The 21,422-nt window shown below is 62.2% G+C and carries 17 protein-coding genes; all 17 read right to left on the reverse strand.

Features of this window, described 5'->3' with window-relative positions; translation table 11 throughout:
* Positions 1 to 64: 64 nt before the first annotated feature.
* Positions 65 to 673 (reverse strand): hypothetical protein, encoded by a 609-nt coding sequence (locus ACKI2N_RS29600; RefSeq protein WP_420992500.1) that lies wholly within the window; start codon positions 671 to 673, stop codon positions 65 to 67.
* Positions 642 to 875 carry a hypothetical protein gene (locus tag ACKI2N_RS29605; RefSeq protein ID WP_420992499.1) on the reverse strand — a complete coding sequence of 78 codons (234 nt, stop codon included), beginning with the start codon at positions 873 to 875 and terminating at the stop codon, positions 642 to 644. Before ACKI2N_RS29605 ends, ACKI2N_RS29600 begins: the two co-directional genes overlap by 32 nt.
* A 193-nt stretch (positions 876 to 1,068) precedes the next feature.
* Positions 1,069 to 1,401 (reverse strand): DUF6984 family protein, encoded by a 333-nt coding sequence (locus ACKI2N_RS29610; protein ID WP_420992498.1) that lies wholly within the window; start codon positions 1,399 to 1,401, stop codon positions 1,069 to 1,071.
* A gap of 548 nt (positions 1,402 to 1,949) precedes the next feature.
* A complete protein-coding gene (locus ACKI2N_RS29615) occupies positions 1,950 to 2,309 on the reverse strand; it encodes a hypothetical protein (RefSeq protein ID WP_420992497.1) in 360 nt (119 codons plus the stop codon).
* Positions 2,278 to 2,613, reverse strand: coding sequence for a hypothetical protein (locus ACKI2N_RS29620; RefSeq protein WP_420992496.1), 336 nt, complete (start codon positions 2,611 to 2,613; stop codon positions 2,278 to 2,280). The genes ACKI2N_RS29615 and ACKI2N_RS29620 overlap by 32 nt, the downstream gene beginning before the upstream one ends.
* 160 nt (positions 2,614 to 2,773) lie before the next feature.
* Positions 2,774 to 3,193 (reverse strand): replication initiation protein, encoded by a 420-nt coding sequence (locus ACKI2N_RS29625; RefSeq protein WP_420992495.1) that lies wholly within the window; start codon positions 3,191 to 3,193, stop codon positions 2,774 to 2,776.
* 67 nt (positions 3,194 to 3,260) lie between these two features.
* Complete coding sequence (locus ACKI2N_RS29630) at positions 3,261 to 3,755, reverse strand: contact-dependent growth inhibition system immunity protein (protein WP_420992494.1); 495 nt, start codon at positions 3,753 to 3,755, stop codon at positions 3,261 to 3,263.
* Positions 3,752 to 4,096, reverse strand: coding sequence for a hypothetical protein (locus ACKI2N_RS29635; RefSeq protein WP_420992542.1), 345 nt, complete (start codon positions 4,094 to 4,096; stop codon positions 3,752 to 3,754). The genes ACKI2N_RS29630 and ACKI2N_RS29635 overlap by 4 nt, the downstream gene beginning before the upstream one ends.
* 4 nt (positions 4,097 to 4,100) lie before the next feature.
* Positions 4,101 to 4,400 (reverse strand): hypothetical protein, encoded by a 300-nt coding sequence (locus ACKI2N_RS29640; protein ID WP_420992493.1) that lies wholly within the window; start codon positions 4,398 to 4,400, stop codon positions 4,101 to 4,103.
* 922 nt (positions 4,401 to 5,322) lie between these two features.
* Positions 5,323 to 5,682, reverse strand: a complete 360-nt coding sequence (locus ACKI2N_RS29645) for an immunity 8 family protein (RefSeq protein WP_420992492.1) — start codon at positions 5,680 to 5,682, stop codon at positions 5,323 to 5,325.
* A 284-nt stretch (positions 5,683 to 5,966) separates the two neighbouring features.
* The gene (locus tag ACKI2N_RS29650) at positions 5,967 to 6,290 is read right to left on the reverse strand and encodes a hypothetical protein (protein ID WP_426990864.1); all 324 of its coding nucleotides are present in this window, start codon (positions 6,288 to 6,290) and stop codon (positions 5,967 to 5,969) included.
* Between the two features lie 729 nt (positions 6,291 to 7,019).
* Positions 7,020 to 7,316, reverse strand: a complete 297-nt coding sequence (locus ACKI2N_RS29655) for a hypothetical protein (protein WP_420992490.1) — start codon at positions 7,314 to 7,316, stop codon at positions 7,020 to 7,022.
* 545 nt (positions 7,317 to 7,861) lie between these two features.
* Positions 7,862 to 8,227 carry a hypothetical protein gene (locus ACKI2N_RS29660; RefSeq protein WP_420992489.1) on the reverse strand — a complete coding sequence of 122 codons (366 nt, stop codon included), beginning with the start codon at positions 8,225 to 8,227 and terminating at the stop codon, positions 7,862 to 7,864.
* Entirely contained in the window at positions 8,227 to 15,906 is a 7,680-nt protein-coding gene (locus ACKI2N_RS29665) for a filamentous hemagglutinin N-terminal domain-containing protein (protein WP_420992488.1), read from the reverse strand. The genes ACKI2N_RS29660 and ACKI2N_RS29665 overlap by 1 nt, the downstream gene beginning before the upstream one ends.
* 79 nt (positions 15,907 to 15,985) lie before the next feature.
* Positions 15,986 to 16,825, reverse strand: coding sequence for a peptidylprolyl isomerase (locus tag ACKI2N_RS29670; protein ID WP_420992487.1), 840 nt, complete (start codon positions 16,823 to 16,825; stop codon positions 15,986 to 15,988).
* A gap of 34 nt (positions 16,826 to 16,859) precedes the next feature.
* The gene (locus ACKI2N_RS29675) at positions 16,860 to 18,638 is read right to left on the reverse strand and encodes a ShlB/FhaC/HecB family hemolysin secretion/activation protein (protein WP_420992486.1); all 1,779 of its coding nucleotides are present in this window, start codon (positions 18,636 to 18,638) and stop codon (positions 16,860 to 16,862) included.
* The gene (locus tag ACKI2N_RS29680; RefSeq protein ID WP_420992485.1) at positions 18,635 to 21,121 is read right to left on the reverse strand and encodes a filamentous hemagglutinin N-terminal domain-containing protein; all 2,487 of its coding nucleotides are present in this window, start codon (positions 21,119 to 21,121) and stop codon (positions 18,635 to 18,637) included. Before ACKI2N_RS29680 ends, ACKI2N_RS29675 begins: the two co-directional genes overlap by 4 nt.
* Between the last annotated feature and the right edge of the window lie 301 nt (positions 21,122 to 21,422).

The raw sequence follows: 21,422 nt of genomic DNA on the forward strand, positions 1-21,422 counted from the left end.
CTCAACCGCGCCTCGTTGAAGTCAGAACGGCTTGCCACCATGATCACGAACCCTACCACCCTAACTACAAGGGCATCCTAAGTTCGGCCCAGTTTTCGTAGACCTCTCGCAAGCGCCCGCCCTGCCGTGACCCATCGACAAGACCACATGCAAAAGAATGTGCAACTCTCACGGGGTTAATTGAAACAAAGCCAGGACCGGCCAGCACCGGCTGCCCATAGTCAGCAAGTCGTTTGTTCCCTAGCAATTGCTCCCATTTCAGGCCAGGATTATTCTTCAACGCGACGCTACCGTAGTACATACCCACCCTTACCGCCATGGATTTCGTTTTTTCATCCAGATCCCAGTCTTGCACTTCGACAGGAAGTTGCATTTTCTTCTTCAGGATAAAAATCTCATCTTGATCCAGCCTCCTTCTCCCGACTTCCGTAGAAAACCAGATACCAAGATCGAGCAGAGAATTCACCTCACCATTCGCTGACCAACCCTCATCACCAGATGTACCTCTTATCGCCCTCTCCAAATCCAATATACACCCAGGCACAATCCCCATGAACCACCCATAAAATCGCACTAGGTCTTTTTTGACATCTCTGAAAATGCCATCGAAACAGGCGAATAGCAGATTGCAAAGATCATAGTTAATGAATAATAATGTTAATACCAGCCTCATTGAGTGCTCGTACCAATGGCCCTGAAGGGCCGGCCCTCCCTGTAACAGGACTGGTATAAAAATTCCAGGCCACACTATTTACAGCACCAGTTTTTAATAATTCAGTATCTTTCAATATCTGCAACTGAACATCCTTAGTGAGAGTGGTGTAACCGACCTTTGCTTCGTTAGCAATACCACCAGGAGCTAGTTGGTCGATCACACGCAAACCTCGAGTAGTTTGGAAGGATACTTGCGACTGCCCCCCCAGTGTCTGGAGGGCGACTTCATCGACCTGCCCTGACACCAGCATCCCCGCGCGTCAACAATGTCGTTCGCCACCAGAACGAGCTATGCCGTCGACAAAAATCAGCGACCGAGCGCGAACGAAAATTTGGGCGAGCGTGTATGTGCAATCATTTGATATCAAAAGGAAATCGCATCAACGGGGAGAAATCAACCTTCCAAATATCAAGCTCGAATAGCTCTCCGCGCTCGTCCAAGTTAACTGTGACCATAACAGGTACGCCATCGATATCAGCAAACTCTTTTTCTACCAATTGCTTTCCGAGGTGACGCGGTCTGTTGTCTGACCGGAGGAAAAGCAAACTGCCCATCCCGCCGCCGTCCATCTCTTCAACAATCGTTTCATCTAGCGAACCAAGGAGACGACTTGCCTCAGGTTTGCCAGCTATCAATGCAACTAACAACGCACGTTCGTCGTCTCTTAACCTTCGCGGCGTACCCATGTTTACCTCGGTGGTGTAATGCGGCCAACATTTATTGCCCCGTCGGGGAGTTTGAAGGCACTGTAGTAAGGTTTTCCCGTTCACGACGACGGTGCCGTTATATAGCCCTTGGGGTAGCGATACTTCAATGTTGTTGTGGTTGCTCGAGCGTATTCCTTTCGCATGGGTCATGGCGATCAGAACCCTGGCGCATCTCTCTACCTTAGGTATTCAGCTTCAGGCAACTGATTCAAAAAAAACCACAAAGATCTCTGCCACCTGATCTGCTCTGAACCATTCGTCGGACAGCATTTTGATCTATCCTGCACGAAAGACCAGTAATGTGCCATCCGGATACGCCGCGTTCGGCGCATCATGATATGCGCGCCTACGTTTTCCCGCCTTAGCATCGAGCCTCTCGACCAAACAAGTCGCTCCGCCGCCAGCAACCTGTAAATAGGTCCCGCCATTAACTCTCGCAGCATCACCATCTACAGATCTCATCATGCCCAAGAGACCAACGCTCTTCAGCGTACCCATCTAGGCGGTCGCAGCGTTAAGTGCAAGAACTATGACCCGTGTAGCGTTCCATCTTCGGAAATCCATAGAATGGCCGGCATATCGTAAAAATATTCGGCCAGGACGATATCGTTCTCTGACCTCGCCGCATCCGGCCAGCGCGACCGCAAATATTGAAGGATGGTCTTAACATCAACATCCCAAATATCATAACCATCACGCCACAGTTCATTTGGAGGACAGAATTTTACCCGCCCTTCCTTGAGAAGCTCTTCCAATAAACAGAAAAATTCGCCCTTTTGTTCATGGAACGATATCCCTGGATTCCAGCCACTAATAGCACTGAACAATACTGAAATCCATAGCCCAAACGAGCATTCAATGATCTCTTTTATATTCTTTATATTCATTTCGCCCCCCCAATAACTTAATCTCCTTGTTTGAGATAGCAATGGCAGCGTCAATTTCCGTGGCAAATTCAGATACATCTTCACCCCGATCTAGCACTATTGCCCGAGCTTGTTCCAACGAGAACCAATGTTCATGGAATTCCGTGCGCCAGTTAAGGGGAAAGTCGGGAACGCACAACAATAGCCCCTCCATCACATCGATCGGACGTTTCAGCGAGATCCCATGACATGTGTAATCAACAAGGAAGTCACGCATCATCCCCAACTGATGCTGCTCGTATTCGCTCATTTCAATTTCGCTCATTGTTTAATCTTGCCATAGTCAATGACAATTACCCTGCCGCTCTTGGAATCAGGCCAAAATCACCAGGCAAGCTCCTGCAGAAAGTCCAAAGCGTCGAAATCAGAGAGGAAATGGCGTTTTCATTCGGGTAGCCGTTTGAATCGATAGATAGAGAAGGGCTCTAACTCTGCTCTTCGCGGAGACATAGTTCTCTGAGCCTATCAAGATCGCCTGTCGCCGCATGAGCCTCATGCAGGGTCTCGCAGAACTTGCATATAACATTGGCATCAACCGAATAGAGCCGCAATGCTGCTGCTCTTGCTTTGCGAAACCACTGCAAAGCCTCGCCTGCATCATCTAGACCGCCGTGCTGCTCTACAATGTCAAAGTGACGACTGTCTAAACCCTCCACTATCGCTAATAGACGTTTGCGGGCCTGCTCAGCGGTCGTATGAATATCGGTCTTCGGAGACGTACTTTGAATCTCACGTAGGAACTCAATCGCATCTGCTTCCTGGCAAGCCCAAGAGGCAACCAAGTGAGCGATCGGCGTTCTCTCGCTCTCCGACAGTCTTTCGGCAAATTCAACCAAGTCCGACACGATTGAGTCCGACCGCATAGCCACGTTCATTTTGTGACTTATGCAAGAACAAGTCGTTACAAACCTACTACGTGCAACGACTGAGCGCCAAACGCAAAGCCGCGCCAACATCTACCATAGAACTGCCGGATGGAATAATTACATCCTCGATGCCATCGCCCTTGCTTCGACTCCAACTATCCAACTTATCGTGATGACTTGGGGATAGAACAAATTCATCGCCCGATACCACAATGCTGCAACTCTTCATCTTCTTGAACAATGCTTGCTTCGTTCTGTATCCGTAACGATCCATTAGGGATCGCACCCATTCCGCGTAGCGCGAATCGACCGTTGATCGCAACGCCTTTGCCTCTTCGAGATTCAAGAATCTACTTTCAGCTATTGCGCCCTGGATAGCCTCACCCAACACACTATCCGGAGTATCTGGCACCAACAAACGCTCCGTTGCCGTCGGCTCTGCCATCGCTATCCGATATCCTGATTGAGGCACGAGACAGATAAACTTCTCATTAGCCAATGCCATTACCAGTTTTTCCCAAATCGGTTCACTTTCCATCATTTCACCGGGGTAACGATCACTTTGATTCCCAGGCTCTGGCCATACTGAATGGCGCGATCAATCTGCTGCCGTTGCACCTGAGTGGTTCCAGAAGGAACCGCCACTTGCAGTTGTCGGGCGACAATTTCTTTCTCTCTCAATACCACGCCGCCAAGACTAGCTTGCGTGAAATCTGCAACCGCATCGATATTTCCTTTCAACGATGAATAGATTTGTGCCGGATTAGCTATCTTTGCCTCCGTCATAGTATCCAGAGTCTTGGCACTGGTTGCGATACCTGTTGCTTCATCGTAAAAGTCGAAAGTCTTGAAGTTCGGCGGCAGTCTCGATCCTGGCGGCAGCCGCTTACTCCCTTAACGGAATAAATTCAACGAACATATTGGCTCCCAGCTCCTGTTGAAGCTGCAGCCAGAGTTGCGCTCCCCGTTTATTGGGCTCTAGCCGCTCGTCCTCTGACTGGAATCCTGAGTCCGGCGGGTAGTCTTCACAAAAGGTCGCCTGAAAGTCCTGATTCCAAGCTTTGAGATCAGCGACCAATGGGGGCGTCAGAGGTAGGCAATCCGGCTCGACATACCCCATTTGGTCAATGTCAGCACAGAAGATGGGCGGACCGCCATAAACCACGCCCAGACGAATGGATTTCATTTCACTGATTTCCAAGTACTTACGGGACTCACATGCACAATGTATTCGTTCGAACCATTGGGGTTCTGAGTGACATCACTCCCGTTCGCAAAATTCTCTGCCAACCATGTACCTCGCCGGCAAACGACCGATGAGCCGGAGGGTGTTTGACCATTGTTTGTGGCTACACTACCATATTTAATGCCACCTGGCGCCAGCGGATTCGGCGCTGTCAACTCCGGGCCGGTAGCACCATTCGGCACCGAGATGACATCCATAACAATTCCGTGCCCTTCTTATTTCACGCTCTCGCTATCTTTAACAACGCCCTCAAGAAATCTCGACAGATTTTACCAACCTCGCCATCGAGATACACATTCCTAGACACGAATTGCCCACCACCGACATGCTATTTCCGGTTCGAAATTCACCACAGCCTCGCTCCGAACACCTTGAATATCGAAGACTGCCCGAATCCCAGACCCAGACGAGTCATTTCGCATCTCAATTTTATTTACTCTCTCACTAACTAGGCTTGCTATTTCGTAGCCATTGCAATAGACAACAACCTCGAATGACTCAAGGACCGCGCTAAACGAAATATCAATTTCCAAACCACGCCGCTCGGAGCGAACCCTATAACGACATAGCGCCATAGAAGAGTCCTCTTCGACTGGCTCCAGCCCAAACTCCCTAAGAAATTCTTCTTTGCCAGGAAAAACCATATTACTCCCCACTATTAAATGGGATGATCGCACTAAACTTCCTACTTCCATCAGGAAGAACCTGAAATGTACTTCTGAATTTTGCAGATTGACCCGACGGTCCAATAAACAGTGACTCCCTTATCCGGAGATCAACTTGGGAATCAACTCCATCCCAAGTGCAATCCAGCCTTGCTTCAAATCCCGGGGTGTGCCAAATGAAGAACACTATACAGTCATCAAGACTGATAATCCTCAAATTCCCATGCACCAATTCGGCTCAACTTGGCGGCCACCGTCGACCAGCAATCACTCTCGCTGTTCACTATGTAGCCCTCAATAATTGCCTTGATGGCATCGTAACTGTAGGCATCGACAATCAGCATATGCCTGCCCCACGTCGGCCCTAGGGCAGCACATTGCGCCTTAAGCCATTCCGGCGTACAAACATGAATATCGAATGCCTCTGAACCCGCCTCGCCTTGGGGACCAATATAAGCTCGAATCCACGTACCGAAGTTCGACACGTCATCCGGCCAGTAGTTTATCAATTTGTCCTCTAAATGCAGAGAATATAATGATCTTATTTCGGCTTTCATGGCATGATATTTAAATGTCCATTACTAATTGGCCTGCTTCCGGGTGTCAGCTTCGATTCGAAATTAGCCTGCACACCAGTTGTGGCATAAGAACTGTTCGGTTTGGCCGATGGCGGGCGATAAATTCGAAGACCATCATTACTTACCCACGACAAGCTATCGCTTGAAATGCGGTATCCCGGACCGCCCCACGCCTCTCAAGCTCATTTTTCTCTGTGAAAGTCGCTCGACCAAGTTTCGCCGGCCAACGACACCAACTACGCAATAATTACCTGAGAAGCCGTTCAATTCCATATAACTATAGATTTACCCGGAACCCGAAGTTGCATAGCCTCCGGAGAAGAATACGCATCATCGGTTAAATCTATTTCCATCTTTATTTCCTCGCCAAAAATGATGAAGATATGATCCTTTTCTTCCTCGACCTTTGTAACAATCGCCCCGACCAAAATCTTCCTTACTGCTACCTGATTTCGATCGAATACTGTGTAACGATTGTATATATTTAAAGTAATCCCACCTTCAAACACGAGACCGCCATCCTGCGGAGTCAGGTCCGCATCCACGACTTTTTTCCCGACAACAATTTCAAGAGATCGGAAATTCATTTTTCTCACTTTGTAATTGGGAAGTGTGACTGTGAATTAGGAATCGTCTTTCCTGTGTATGGATCAACCCCCTGCGGCTTTGGTTGTGTCGAGTTTTCATACTTAATATAGCCATCCGGATAGCCGGGACTACTTCCCCGAGGCAGAGTAGGATCCATGATTCGCATCGACGAAACTTGACCGTTCGCTCCGCCCTGCCCCCCCGTAAAGGCTACACCCGTTTGGTTTCCCGAAGGATTGGTGACAGGAATCGGCCCGGTTGCCCCCGAAGGAACGGGGTATGCCGTCCCACCGGGCGAGACAATGAAGTTCGGTCCACTGCTCTTCGCCCCCCCCAAGCACCAATAGGCTGGGACCCACCGCGCCGGTGCCGGCTGTCCCGCTCACAGTTCCCGTGTACCCCAGCGCCCGTCGCTCCTGCTCCAGCATCCTCCGGATTTCGTCGGGGGTCCCCGGCTTTTTCACGTTGCCACTGGTCGCATTGTTCAACGACTCATTCTGAGCAGCTAGTGCCGCCGAAGTCGCATTCGTCCCCAGCAAAGCACCAGCCGCGCCGCCGATCAATGTCGCCAGTCCGACCGTCAAAGCCAACCGGTTGAGATCGTCGCTATATTTCGCAACCGTGCTATCGGCATACACCGTATCCCGAATCAATGGCGCCGCGATCGCGCTGGCTGCGCCGCCAACCGCGCCGGGTGCGTCGCCGTGCGGATATCCTGTAGTCGGGCATCACTCGGCGCAAAACAAACGCCAACTCATAGGTAGCTCAAATGAGAAACGCGACCCCTCAGTCGTTTGCCCGCTGATTTTGGACGATGTCACCGTATAGCTTTCAACGATACCTTCGATACCAAGCTTCCAAAGCTCAGTGCCATCTTGAGCAATGCCGACAAAGCCCATCTCATCTCGAACAATTAGCGGATCACCAATCTCGATGAATTCGTGAAACACCAAAGGCATGCGGAAGGAGAAGCACTTGATACCGATCGTCAAATCGTAGCAGACCAAACATTCATTGATACCCACGAGCATACGTTGACCATCGAGCACGGCCCTGCGGCACCAGACCTGAGATCGCGTAGCCAACGTTCAGATGCGAGCCTTCCGGCGTTTGAACATATCCCCACGTATTCGCATCGCAGGTCAGCAGCGTCCCAGCACATTTTCCCCAGAAGCGCGCGCCTCCATGTCGCTGCGGGAGTCGCAAGGCACCCACTTCAGCATATCAAATCCAGTCATAGTCACCTGGCGATAATGTAATGCATCCTTGATTTTACGTTGAGAACTTCCATAGCTGACTAGCTACCTCCCCGGGGCATAGCGGACGTAATGTTGACCAGTGTCCCAGCTTGAGAGGTAACAAACAGTCGGCGCTTATCCCGCATATAAGTAACAATTCCGCCCTTGCTGGGTGGCTCAAGTACGATAAGAATACTGACACCATCACGGGTCCCGTCCTTCACGAATTTTCCATTATCCTCGCAGGATCCGTAAGCCTAACGTCTGCAGGCCAGAAGAAATTTTCCATAGAAACGACAACCCCAACTGTGGTCGGGTTCGATTCTTCTGCGTCAAGAATTTATCCCCCCCCACTCCACCAGATAAGCAGTAGATAGAGGACCGAGATAATCTCTAGTCCGATTCCAATGACCAAAAACGCCAGAGACTCGCAAATAAAAGGCCTCTAGTAAGCCCGTCGCCACAAGTTCCTTGAGCGCCACATTGCTGCTTGCAAGACCACTCTCGATGATTTGGAAGATATGCGTTCTGGTTTCAAGATCAAGTTCGTCAACATGATCGGCGAGAGCCTTGCCAAGTTTTCCAAACAAAACTGTAGTGGGAATGTCCTCTCCCCATTCCTCAAAGGCCAGTCTCCTGGCCGAACTGAGCACATTGCATTGGGCCAGTTCCGCAACGAACTCTTGCCAGGTACGCATTATTTTCCTCCCAAGGCATTTTGAAGATCCCGTAAGACGTTCTGAGCTGCTGAACGATCTCCAAACGAAGCATTTGGACTCGAGTCCAACCATTTTTGCAGAGCAATCGAGTAGTCTTGCGCCTTTTGGGTATGGAACACACCACCGATAGGACTACCAGTCTGGGTTTCATAGCGAACAGCGTCTGCCGTGCTTCCCGTGCCAATTTTCGCACCATCACGATACAAGTCGTCGATCAAACCGCCAAGCTTTGCGTCTGAGACAACAGGTTTTGCCATCTTCGATGCCAGATCGTCCGCAAGCTTTGGTGCAGTCGCTGCATTCGCAGTCCCCCCCGCCGTCACAATTGCATCGCTGGCAAGTGTGCCCTTGGTCGCTATGAACCTGCTGATCTTGCTATAGGCTACCGCCCCCACGGGGATAGCACCCAGAATTCCGGACAACCACCGATCCGCCGTATCGAGGGACTGACCGCTCAGGGTCTGCCCCGTAACCGCCTGGTACAGCATCGCCGCCGAACCGTAGTACGGCAGCAGATTCGACAACGTGTCGGCCAGTTTCAGCGTTTGCTCTGGCGTCAGGTTATTCATCCGCGCCAGCATCGCGGCGGCCTCTACCTCCCGGACTTGCTTGTCGATACGTCTAAAGTCATCAACCGTGCAGTCTGGCTCACAGAGTTTCGTCAGTCTTGCGTTCTCACGGTTGGCAATGCCGCGCGCCGGTCCTGTCGAAGCCGCATTATTCAACGACTCATTCTGCGCAGCCAGTGCCGCCGACGTTGCATCCGTACCGAGCAGCTCGCCGGCTACTCCACCGATCAGCGTCGCCAGACCGACCGTCAACGCCTGCCGGATCTTGTCGTCGCTGTAGTTGAGCACCGGACTGTCCGCGTAGACCACATCCCGGATCAATGGGGCGCCAATGGCACTGGCCGCGCCACCCACAGCACCACCCGCACAGTCACCGCCCGTTAGGCTCGCCGCAGCGCAACCCAGCAGCGCATGACCAGCCGCATTCGCCAGGATCGTCTCCGCAGTCGCCTTGTCCGAGCCGATGCCCGGCAGTCCCCCCCCAATCGCATTGGCCACTCCCGCCGCCGCATCCCGAACCAAGCCGCCGGCAAACGCCTGGCCGAAGCTGCCGCCATAAGCAATGGTGTTCACCCCGGCGCTGATCGCCGAGCGCACCACGGAGGATGCTACGTAGCTGCCGAAATTAGCCTGGATCGCTCCCCAGTTGCCAAGGCTGATGTTCTCGCCAATGCTGGAAAGCCCCGCGCCGCCAAGGTCCAAACCGGCTGTCACGCCCTTGGTCAGGCCGGCAGTCGCGCCGGACACCACGCCCGCCTTGAGCGCGGCGCCGATATCAAGTGATCCGTTCAAGATCAACTGGCTTGCCATGCTCGACAGCGTGCCGGCTACCAGCCCCGTCACCGCCAGCGACATCGCCGCGCCAATGCCAGCGGCGGCAAATGCCGCCCCTGCCGCTGCCGTGGCCCCCATCGCAGCACTGTAGGCCGCACCGACAATCGCTGTGCCAGTCCCCGCCGTCACAATCGAAATCGCCACCGCGGCCACCAGCGCCACAATCTGCCCCAGCGGCCCAAACCCCTTCTTCTCCTTAATGAACCGCGTATGAATATCGTCGCTGACCGTATCCTCGGTGTAGTTCAGCCCGAGGTTGGCCTTCAACTGGTTCACCAGCGCCAGCGTCGCGGCTTCGTCTACCGTGCCGTCGGCGTTGCGGATCAGGAAGGCATCGTTTACCGCGTGGATGCGCTCGGTCTCGATGTCCATGTGCATCGCGCTCATGAACCCGCCCGGCTGCACCACCGTCCCGGTGATTTCGTTCCAGCCGCCTTGCACCTTGTACGCCGAGGTGCCGATGTCCACCACGTTCGGGCCGATCTCGATGCTGCCCGCTTTGACCTGCAGCGTGTCAGTGGCCGTCACCGTGCCGGTGTTGCGTAGCTGGCCTTCGATGTCCAGCTTGATGTTGTCGCCCGCGATGCTGCCGCCGGTGGGCTTGGTCAGGGCCTGGGCGTAGCCTTCGGGCAGGTAGACCTGCGGCACCAGCGCGTTGACCGTCGGGCAGGCCGTGCTCGCCAGGCTGTTGCAGCTCGGGTCGGGCACGGCTTGCTGCACGTACCACAGCATCGGCGCGTCCAGCGCCGACACCTGCTCGGGCGTGAGCGCGGTGCCCAGTGCGATGCTGTGTTCCTTGGCGTAGTCCGCGGCGTTGCGGTACAGGACCAGCTTTTCCTGGTCGGTGACCGAGAGCTGGTTCTGGCTATCCCACGCCAGGCCGTTGATGAAGCTGGCTTGTCCGGTCTGTTGCAGGGCCGCTTGCTGGAGCTTCTGGCCTTCGGTGTAGGGGTCGTAGTAGAAGTTGACGTTGCCTGGGCGCAGCTCGGCCGGCAGTTGCGCCAGCAGGCTGTCCGGCGTGACGCCGGCCAGTACGGCGGTGGCCGCGCTGTTGTTGATGTACTGGGCGCGGTCGGTATTGACGCTGGGGCCGCTGACCGGGTTGCCGCCCAGGTTGGCGTTGAAGTGCCAGTCGATGGTCTGCTTGCCGCCGACGTCCGGCGCCGTGGGCGCGGCCACGATCACGGGGTTGAACTGCCAGGGTCGGGTGGGATCGCTCACGGGCGTGGCGGCCGGCACGGCGCCGGCGGGTGCGGCCACGGGACCGAGGGAGATGACCTGCTGCGCGCCGGTGGACGGCGGCGTGGGCTGGTTGGGGCTGGTGTAGCCGTTGACCAGCGCCGCGCCGGTGAGGTCGACGGTGCTACCCATCAGGTTGCCGGTGTTGAGCACCTGGCCGCCCGCGGTGACGGACAGCGCGCGGCCGGCCTGGATGCCGGATTCGAGGCTGCCGAGCGTGGCGCGTCCGCCGGTGTCGTGCCAGCGGTCGCCGCCGGAGCGGTCTTCCTGCCAGCGGCCTACCCAGTCGGCATTGAGCGGCAGGCTGCTGTTGTCGATGGCGCCGCTGGCGCTGACCGTGACGTCGCGCCCACCGGTGATCAGGGCACCCTTGTTGGTCAGCGTGCCGCCGTTGATCTGCACGTCGCGCGCGGCGCTGATGACGGCGGCCGGCCCGGCGGCGGTGTCTTCGGTGGCGGCGCACTGGCTGTTGCCGTAGCTGCCGCCCGGGTTGCAGCCGCCCGCGTAGGCGGGGTTGCTGCTGCCGTAGCTCTTGTGCAGCTGGACCGGGTCCAGCGTCTTGTTGACCAGCGTGGGCGCGGTGATCGACACGTCGCCGTTCAGGGACTGGATGGCCCCGGCCTGGTTGGTGACACTGCTGCCGGCGGTGAGCTTGACGTCGCCTTGCGCGGCCAGCGTGCCGCTGAGGTTCTGGATATTGGCGGCGTCGATGGTCAGCGTCTGGCCCGCGGCGACCGTGCTGGGGGTCTGCTGCCACGCCAGCGTCTCCACACGCGGGTTGCTGTCGCCGGGGCAGGAGGCGGCGCCGGGCAGGCAGCCGGGCGTGGTGGTGACCTTGCTGTCGTACAGGCCCTGATTGGTGAAGGTGCCGGGCGTGGCGATGGCGATCTTGCCGGCGGCCGCCAGATCGCCGGTGTTGGTCAGGTCACCGGTACCGGTCAGGCCGAGGTTGCCGCCGGCGGCGATCTGGCCGGCCTTGCCAAGCTGGTAGCTGACGGTGGACTGGCTGGGCAGCGCCGGCTGGGCGCCGCTGCCGGTCTGGCCGAGCACGACCGGCGACCACGGTGGCGGGCCCGCACAGGTGTCGCAGTCGCTGATGACCGGCGGCACGCCGTAGACCAGCGGGCCGGGCATGGTCGGGGACACCACCTCGGTCGTCAGCGCGGCAAGCCGCGCCATGAAGGCGGACAAGTCGCCCTGGTTGACGGTATCCGTGACGCTGTTGACCAGCGTTGCCGAGCGGCCGTTGTCGAGGCTGCCGAGATTGAGCGTGACGTCCCTGCCGGCGGACACGACGCCACCCTTGTTCGACAGGGATGCGGCGGTAATGTCGAGATTGCCGCCGCTGATGATCTGTCCTGCCGCGCCGTCGGCCTGCCGTATCGTGGTGCGGTCCACCGTGGGCGCGGCGATGTCCCGCACGGTGGCCTTCTGGTATTCGGGCGGCATGGTGCCGCCCCACGCCGAGGTGGGAATGAAATGCCAGAGATAAACCTGCGCAAAACCATCCCCGCCCGTGGTGTTCTCCCTGCCCAGGACCAGCCGCACCGAGCCGTCCGGGTTGCGCACGACGTTGCCCAGCGTGACTTCGGCCGGCGTGCCGGGAATGTAGCCCGGGCAGCTGTCGCAGCTGCCGCCGGGCAGCCACGGCACATAGCTGCCGATGACCACGGCATCGAGCAGGCCCGGATTGCTGGCCTTGCTGGTGGCGCTGCCCGCATCCACCGGGCCGGCACGGTCGTTGATGACCGCGCCGGCCGCGATATGCAGGTTGCCGTTGGCGCCGAGCACGCTGCCCAGGTTGTTCACCGTGCCGCCGATGTCGATCTTGAGATCGCCATTGGCCTGCGTGGTGCCGCCGCGGTTGTCGTAGTTGCTGCCGGTGATGGCGATATTGCCGAGCGATTCCACGGTGCCGGCATTGGTGATGTCGCCGTTCAGCGCGAGGTCACCATTGGCGTGCACGGTGCCGGTGTTGCCGAGGCTGCCGGCCGACAGGGACAGGTTGCCGCCGCCGATGATCTGGCCGCTGTTGGCCAGCGTGCCGCCGGTGGCGAGCGACAGGTCGCCCGCCTTCTGGATGGTGCCGGTATTGGTGATGCCCTGGCTGGCGTTGAGCACGACCCTGCCGCCCGGCACGTTCCAGGTACCGGTGTTGTTGATGGCTAGCGCGGCCAGCGTCAGCGTGCCATTGGCATTGAGCGTGCCGTTGGCGGCGGCGGACGGGTCGAATACCTGGCTGGGGGTGTTGAGCGTGAGATTGTTGCCGGCCAGCAGTTGGCCGGCGGCGTTGTTGAAGCTGCCGTTGCCGCCCGTCACGCTGAATGTCAGGTCGCCGATGGCCGGGTTCTGGCCGCTCAGGTCGCCGGCGAACAGCGTGCCGCCCTGGTTGGCCGTGAGCGCGCCTGCCGTGACCGCCAGGTTTTGCGTGCCGGCGATCAGGCCCTGGGCGTTGTCCAGGCCTCCGGCAATGGTGGCGGTGACGTTCTGGCCGCCGATGGTGCCGCGGTTGACGAGGCTGTCGGCGGACAGGGTGAGCTGGTTGCCGGCAAGGGTGCCGGTATTGCTGAGCGCGCCGCCTTGCACGGTCAGTTGCTGCGTGGCGATGGTGGCGCCGCCGTTGGCGACCGCTTGCCCGGCGAGGCTGGCGTTGCCTGTCGTGGTGTCGCCCGTCAACGTAAGATTGCGCGTGGCGGCGGCGTCGAGCGTGCCGCTCACGGCGTTGACCTGCCCGGGCGCGGAGCCGATGGAGATGTCCTTGCCGCGCAGCGTGGCATTGCCCGCGACCCAGGTGAGCTGGCCCGCGTCGAGGGTCCGGCCGGCGTTGGCGGCCAGGTTGCCGCCCGCCAGCACGCGGCCGGCGAGGTGAATGTCCTGGCCCGCCGCCAGGCTGGCATTGCCGACGCTGCCGAGCGTGCCGTTCACGGTGGCGGAACCGGCCGTGGCCGTCAGGGCGACCGCGCCACCGCTGCCGAGGTTGCCGGAAACCACGGCATCGCGCCCGGCCGTGACGGTGACGTCCTTGTCGCTGGTGAGCGCGCCGTCGATGGCCACGCTGCCCGCGGCGGCGGTGATCGCGGTGTTGCCGGCGCTCTGCGCCTGGCCGCCCACGGTCACGTTCTGCGCGGCGGAGAGCGTGAGATCCTCATTGCTGCCGATCTGGCCGATGGTGGCGATGCTGCCGCTGCCGGCCACTACGGTGGCGGATTTTGCGGACAACACTTCGCCGCCAAGGTTGACGTCGGTGCCGGCGTTCACCGTGAGCGTGCCGGGCGACACGACATTGCCGGCTGTGGTGACGCTGCCGGTGACGCCGGTCAGCGCCACGTTGCCGCTGGTGCTGCCGGCCGCGCCGTTGATGGTCAGGTTGCGCTGGGTGGACAGGTTCAGGTCGCCGGCGGAGATCGCGTTGCCGTCGATGGTGGTGTCGCGCGCCGCGGCAAGCTGGATCTGGCCGGGCGAGGTGACGTCGCCGCGCAGCCGGATGTCGCCGCGGCCGTCGTTGCCGGCGGCCTGCACCGCCACCTGCGCGCCGCTGACCGCGCCGCCGATATCGACGCTGCCGCCCGCGGCCAGGGTCACGGCGTCCTGCGCCTTCGCGCCGCCGGCGCCGGTGATCGAGCCGCCGGCCGCCACCGACAAGGCGCGGCCGGATTCGAGCGTGCCGCCAAGCGTGGCGTCCGTGCCCGCCTTGACGCTGTAGCCAGCCTCGCCGAGGCCATTGCCCGAGGCGGCGGCCGCGCCGGCGGCGGTGAGCGCGGCCTGCTGCTTGGCGTAGGTGTTGCCCACCTTGAGATTGCCTGCCGAATCGAGCGTCAGGTTGCCGGACGATGCCGCCAGGCTGCCGTCGGCGCGCACGCCGAGCCCGGCGGCCGTGCTGACGATCTTGATCTGGCCGGCGTTCATGGCGCCGAAGGCGGCGGCATCGATGGCCAGGCCGCCGGTGGCGGAACTGTTGGCGGCCGCGTTGTTGGCGCCCGCGGCGGACGTGGCGAAGCCGCCCGCGTCAGGCGTGACCAGTTGCCGGCCCGCCACGAGGTTGATCTGGTTGCCGGCGTGCAGGGCCGCGTCGATGCCGATCGACTCCGCGATCAGGCTGATGTTGCCGACCGTGCCCTCGATGCCGGACGCATTGGCGTTGCCCGGCGCCGGGCTGGCGATCTGCACGCGCCCGCCCTGCACCAGGAAACCGGCCGCGGCCGCCGTGTCGAAGCTGGTCGGCGCGCCGCCGGCCGTGAGGAACTGAGGCGTGCCGGTGGTCAGCGTGACCTGCGTGGTGTTGGTGAACCCGGCGCCGCTGGTGTAGACGCCGCCCGGCGCGGCGATCACCAGCCCGGCCGGCGCGCCGAACACTTCCACGGTGCCGTTGATCTGCGCCGGCAACTGGCTGGTCACCTGGTTGATGATGAGGCTGGCCGGACCCGACGCGGCGAGGTTGGCGTTGGCGCCGACCTGCCCGCCCAGGAAGCTGCCGCCGCCGGTGGCGCTGTTGTTCAGGATCAGGCCGACCGGGTCGACCACGAAGGCGCGGTACTGGTTCAGCGAAATGCCCTGCGCATTGGGCGTGGTGATGCCCACCACGGGCACGCCGCCCTGCGGTGCGCCGGGGCCGGTGGTGCTGGTGATGGTCGGGGTGAAGCGTACCGGAGCGCTGGGGTCCGTGATCGGCGCGGCGTAGGCCTGCGCCGGGCCGAAGCGCAGCGTCACCGGCAAGTGGGCGACCGCCCAGCGCAGCAAGCTCTGCCGCACCGCGCCCGCATGCACCGCCGGCGCTTGCAGTTCCACCGCGCCCGCGGCCAGCACGCCGGCGGCCTGCCGCGCCTGCTGCAAGGTGACCTGCATGGGGCCGACCCACAAGGCCGCGGCGACCAGCCCCGCCACCGCGCGCGCCAGCACGCTGCGGCGCCCGCGTTCGGCAAGCGACGGCGCGCCCGCGTCGGCGGCGCCGGTGGCGGCGAGCGGCGGCATGGGCTGCTGCGTGTCGGTGGATGGCGTGGCCGGTCGGTCGTGGTGCATGGTCGGTTCTGGCTGTCTTCTTGTTCGTTCTGCTTGCTGGTCCCGCGCGCCGCCTGCGCTGGGGCGGCGCCGGATCGCCTTACTGGGTGATCTTTGCCTTGGTCAGCAACTGCGTGACCAGCGCGGTGGTGGCGCGCTCGAGCGCCTGCGCCTGCAGGGCCTGCTGGATGCCGGGCTTGACGGCCTCGTAGGCCGGGACCTGGGTCGGCCGCGCTTCATCGACCTTGACCAGGAAGCGGTGGTTGTTCCAGGCAATGGGCGCGGCGCTGACGGCCCCGGCGGGCAGCGCCGCAATGGCCTGGGCCAGCGGCAGCGGCAGGCTTTGGGTCTGCCCCTCCTGCGCCGGCACCTTGAAGCTGATCCATTCCATGGCGCCGCCGCTGGCCCGGGACGGCGCCAGGCTGACCGCCTGCGCGACCTTGCCGAAGTCCTCGCCGCCCTTGATGCGGGCCAGCGCGCTGCCGGCGGCCGCGTCGTCGGCGACTTCGATCACGCGCGCCTTGTATTCCTTCTCGCCCAGGCTGGCGACGATGGCGTCGTAGCGCTGCCTGACCTGCTCGTCGGTGACGGGCGCGGGCTTGATGTGGTCCTTGAGCCAGGCCTGGGTGAGGATGTTGTTGCGCGCCTCGCGCAGCGCGGCCTGGACTTCGGGGCGCGTCTCCAGCGTCTTGTCCTTGGCCGCTTCCTGGCGGAACAGCTCGCGCGCGATGAGCTGCTGCTTGATGGCTTCGCGCGCCTGCGGCGCGTCGGCGATGCGCATCTGCTGCATGGCCTGCGTGACCTGTTCGTCGGTCACGGCGACGCCGTTGACGGTGGCGGCCTGCGCGGCCTGCAGGCCGCAGGCCAGCGCGGTGGCGGCAACGAGGCGAGTGAGACGAGTGAGGCGAGTGAGGCGAACGAGGCGGATCTGTGCTTGCATGACGGGTCCTTGGGATAGCCGATAAAGCGTGGGTTCAGTAAGTCCAGTTCAGGGTGGCGAGCACCAGCGCGCTCTTCGCGCCCAGGTAGGCGGGCTGCGCCAGCGGCATGCCGAGCATCAGCTCGCCGGTGAAGACCTGCCTGGCCCACTGGGCGGAAAGGCGCAGCCCCAGGCCGGTACCGGCAACGGACTGCCAGTCGCGCGTGGCCACATAGGCGGCCTGGCCGCCGTCCAGAAACACATAGGGCTCCATGCGCACGCCGGCCAGCGCCGGGGCGTTGGCCCAGGCCAGCTCGTTGCGCAGGTAGGCGCCGCGGTCGCCCGCGATCACGCCTTCGCGGAAGCCGCGCACGGTGCTCATGCCGCCCGCGTAGATCTGCTCGGAGCCGAACAGCGCCACGTTGGCCCACTGGCCGGCGAGTTGCGCGCGCCACGCCAGTTGCGCGCCGCCGGGCAGGCGCGGCAGCGGCAATTGCAGCGTGGCGCTGGCGTCCAGCTTGGTGAACTGCGCGTGGGCTTCGTCGGCGCGGATGTCCGACGGATCGCGGGTGGCGTTCAGGGAGGTCAGGCCGCGCGAGATGCCGGCCTCCGCGGTGGCGTATCCGGGTTGCCCGTTGGCGGCGAAGCGGCGCAGCCCGCTCCAGGCCGCGCGCAGCACGGTCAGGCGCTGGGGGTCGAGCTGCAGGTTGTTGATCTCGCGCTCGCTCTTGCGGTAAGTGAGCGTCAGGTCCAGCGCCTGGCGGCCGCCCTTGTCGCGGGTGATCACGCGGTTCCAGCCCAGCGTGTGGCCAAGGCTGCGGCCGTAGAGCAGCACCGTGTCAGCGATGGCGCTGTGGTACTCCGAGAGCGAGCCGGTATAGCTGAACGTGTTGTAGCCGAACGGCACGGCCGCCGACAGCACGGCGGCATTGGTGTCCACCGTGCCGATGTAGCTGGCGGAAACGGATTCCTGGAAGCCCAGCGCGTTGTCCGCGTCGATGCCCAGCCGGGTACGCGCGATGCCGGTGCTGCGGCTGCCGTAGTTGTCCACCCCCGCGTTGAAGCGGAAGCGGTCGCCGGTCTGGTTCGTCAGCGCCACCACCGAGCTGCCGGGGGTCTGGCCGGGCAGGATCTGCAGCTCGGCCTGGTTGCGGCGCAGGCGGTTGATCTGGTCCACGCCCTGCTCCAGGTCGGGCAGGCGCAGGGTGTCGTCCGGCGCCGGGAACTGCCACGCGGTGCCGGCGTCGGTCAGCAGGCCGCCGCCGACGGTGTCGAACAGCCCGCCGCCGCCCGGGCGGATGACGCGGCCGTTGAGCTGGAACGACTCCACCGTGCCGGTCACGACGGTGACGACGAGCACGCCGCTGGCCAGGTTCTGCTCGCCCAGGTAAGCGCGGGTGGTGATGTAGCCCCGGGCCACGAAGGCTTCGGTGAAGCGGCGCAGCAGCAGGTTGATGCGGTTGGTGCCGAGCGCGCGGCCCAGGAACGGCGCGGTGATGGCATCGACCTCGGCATCGGACAGCACGGTGTTGCCGCGCACCTGGATGCGCCGGATCTCGAAGGTGGCGGAGGTTTCCGGCACGGCCTCGACCGGCGCGTCCGGCGCCAGCCCGGGGGCGGCCTGGATCTGCGCCGGCGGCTGGGTGGCCTCGCGCTCAAGCTCGCGCTGGCGCTGCTCGCGCAGCAGGCGTTGCGCCGGGTCTTCCTGCACCGCCGGCGCGGACGGCACGGCAAGCGGCGGCACCTGCGCCATTGCCGGCGTCATCGCCAGCGCGGCGGCCAGTGCCGCCACGGCATGGAATCCGTCGAAGTCGCGCATTCTCACGTCCGTCATTTCCAGAACCACGACGTGAGGCCCAGCCGGTTGTCGATGGACACCGGATCGCGCTGGCGCGGCCGGACCGTGGCCGCGTTGCCGGCGATGGTCACGTCGCCGTCGAAGCTGCCGCCATTGGTCACGGTGTCGCCGCTGACATGGGTGCGGCCCGCCGCCATCCAGCTGCCGCCCACGTCCATCGCGTACAGCCGCGCCCAGGTATCGCCGAAGAAGGCCTTGAAGCCGCGGTCGCGCGCGATGGCGCTGTAGCCGGTGATGCCTGTGGCGTAGGTCACTGGCGCGTCGACGCGCAGGTCGCCCAGCGCCAGCACCCGGCCCCCGACGTTGGATGCCACTCTGCCCGCCTGGATGTCGATGTTGCCGCCGGCGGACAGCAGGCCGCCGGTCACGGTGGTGGTGGACGATGCCGAGGTGCGGCACACGATCAGGCACGAGCGCGCGTAGTGCGCGCTGCCGGTGGCAACGCCCTGCGTGCTGAAGGTATCGGCGGCCCGCACGGTGATGTCGCCGTTGTTGGCGTAGATCTCGCCGCCCTGGTTGATCACGTTGCGGCCGGTCAGCGTGGTGCCCTTGTCCGACAGCAGGTAGGCGATCTGCCCGGGCCGGTCGGCCTGGCCGTAGTCCACGTCGAAGCTGGCCGTGCTCTTGGTCAGGAACAGCCAGCGCTTGCCGGAGGCGGTGCGCAAGTCGGGCTGCTCGCCGTTGGCGCCGGCCTGCTTGGTGATCTGGTTGAGCAGGTCGCCACCGGCGCGCACGTCGAGATAGCCGTTGGACAGCATGCGGCCGTGCAGGTTGACGATATCCCCGCCGGCCTGCACCGAGACGTCGTCGCCGGCGCCGAACAGGATGCCCAGCCATTGCGGCGTGGCGGTGTTGAGGATGTTGCCGCCGGCCCGCAGCGTGACGGCACCCGCCGACTGCGCGTCGTCGGCGTTCCTCGCCTGCCCCTGGATCAGGCCGCCACTGTTGGCGATGTCGCCGTCGGCCCGCACCAGCACGCCGCCGCCGGTGGCGACCACGCTCGATTGCCGGGCGTCCGAGCCGATGGACACCGCGCCCGCGCGCAGGTGGACATCGCCGGCGGCCAGCAGGGTGCTGTCCTGCTGGGCATAGCCGCCCGCGACCGTGACCGCGATGGCGCCGCCGGAGGAGCGCACGTCGGCATCCTGCAGCGCCAGCGACTGCGCCTGGATCGCCGTGCCGGCCGTGCCGTCGATGTCCGTGCCGGCGAGCGCGGCATTTGCGGCCTCGATGGAAACGGCGCCGCTCTTCGAGAGCAGGGCGCTGCGGCCAGCGCCCTGTGCAGTCTGCAGGCCGGTCGCGGCGACGACGATATTCCCTTCGGCGGTAGCTTGCGTGCCGCGCCACAGCACGCCGGGGCCGGCATCGAACACGCCGATGCCGCCGCTGGCCGCCAGCGTGGTGTCCGCCAGCGCGACGGGCTGCGCATGCACCTGCCCGGACGACCCGATCACGAGGTCGCCCGTGGCGCGGGTGCCCGCGCTCAAGGCGGCGTGCGCGAGGTCGACCCGGTCGGATGCTACCTGCAGGTGCCGCCCCGCCGCGATGCTGCCGCCGCCGACGAGGCCGCCGCTGCCGATCAGAACGTCCCGCGCGGCCTCGATCCGGCCCGACGCCAATTGCAGGTCGCCGGTGCCGGAGACGACGAAATCGCCGGCCGTGGCATACGCGGCGCCGGCATGCCGCACGCCCGCGCCCTGGTCCGTCACCATCAGTTCGATGCGCCCGGCGCTCAGGCTGCCCGCCGCGGTGATGTCTACGGCAAGCCCCTGCCCCGGGTTGGCCGCCGGCGCCGAATACTTGACCCACTCGCTGGCGTTGTCGGTGGGGGAAATGCTGGAATCGATCTCCGCGCCGCTGGTCCCGGCCACCGCGCGGATATGCGCGTTGGCGTTGTCGAAGCGGTTCTCGACCTTGCCCGCGATGCGTATCTGCTTGGCCACCAGCTCGAGATTGAGCAGTTCCCCGGACAGGCCGCCGGGGCCGATGTCGATCATGCCCGCCGTGGTTGCCAGCTTGACGTTGCGCTGGAGTTCGCCATCCGGCCTGATGAAATCATTGAACGAGACCTGGCCCGTGGTCAGCGCGAGGTTCCCGACGTTCCGCACGGAAGCGCCGTTCACGCTGATGCCGTTGGGATTGGCGACGATGACGTGGGCGCGAGGGCCGAGCACGCCGAGCGGCCCTTCGAGGAGCGATGGATTCGTGCTGGTGACCTGATTGACGATGACGCGGGCAAGCGCGCTGGTGTTGTCGAGATCGACGCCCGCCCTGGGCACGTTGAAGTCGCGGTACGTATTGGTGGAAACGCCACCCACGGCCTGCGCCACGCCCACCCTGATGCGGCCGTCGGCCCCCGTGGTGACGGTGGTGACGGAGCCGCCGTCGGGCGTCACGCCGGCGGCCAGGCTCCAGCCGGCCGCCAGCAGGCCGCTGGCCACGGCGATCGCCCGCGGCACGCCCGCGGCGGCCGCGGCGGCAGCCGCGAAAATCCTTGCACTCGTCCTGAAATTTGCTGCCTGCACCGCTTGCACTCCGCTAAACCCTATGCGCAAACGGTCCCGGTCGGTCCGGGCGAAATGAAGGCTTCAACGTTGTTGTCCGCCAGCGTTTCCTCGCGTCTGCAGCGCCAGAATCGGGGCGCGGCGCGATGGCGCCGGCACCCGGTGGATCGGCGATCGCGCATTGGCGGCATGTCTTCGGAAATCGTCAGAATTTCCGAAACTGCCATTTATGCGACTTGTCGCCGTTGACCCTGAA

It is taken from the genome of Cupriavidus sp. 30B13 (assembly GCF_049059565.2).
Taxonomy (GTDB): Bacteria; Pseudomonadota; Gammaproteobacteria; order Burkholderiales; family Burkholderiaceae; genus Cupriavidus.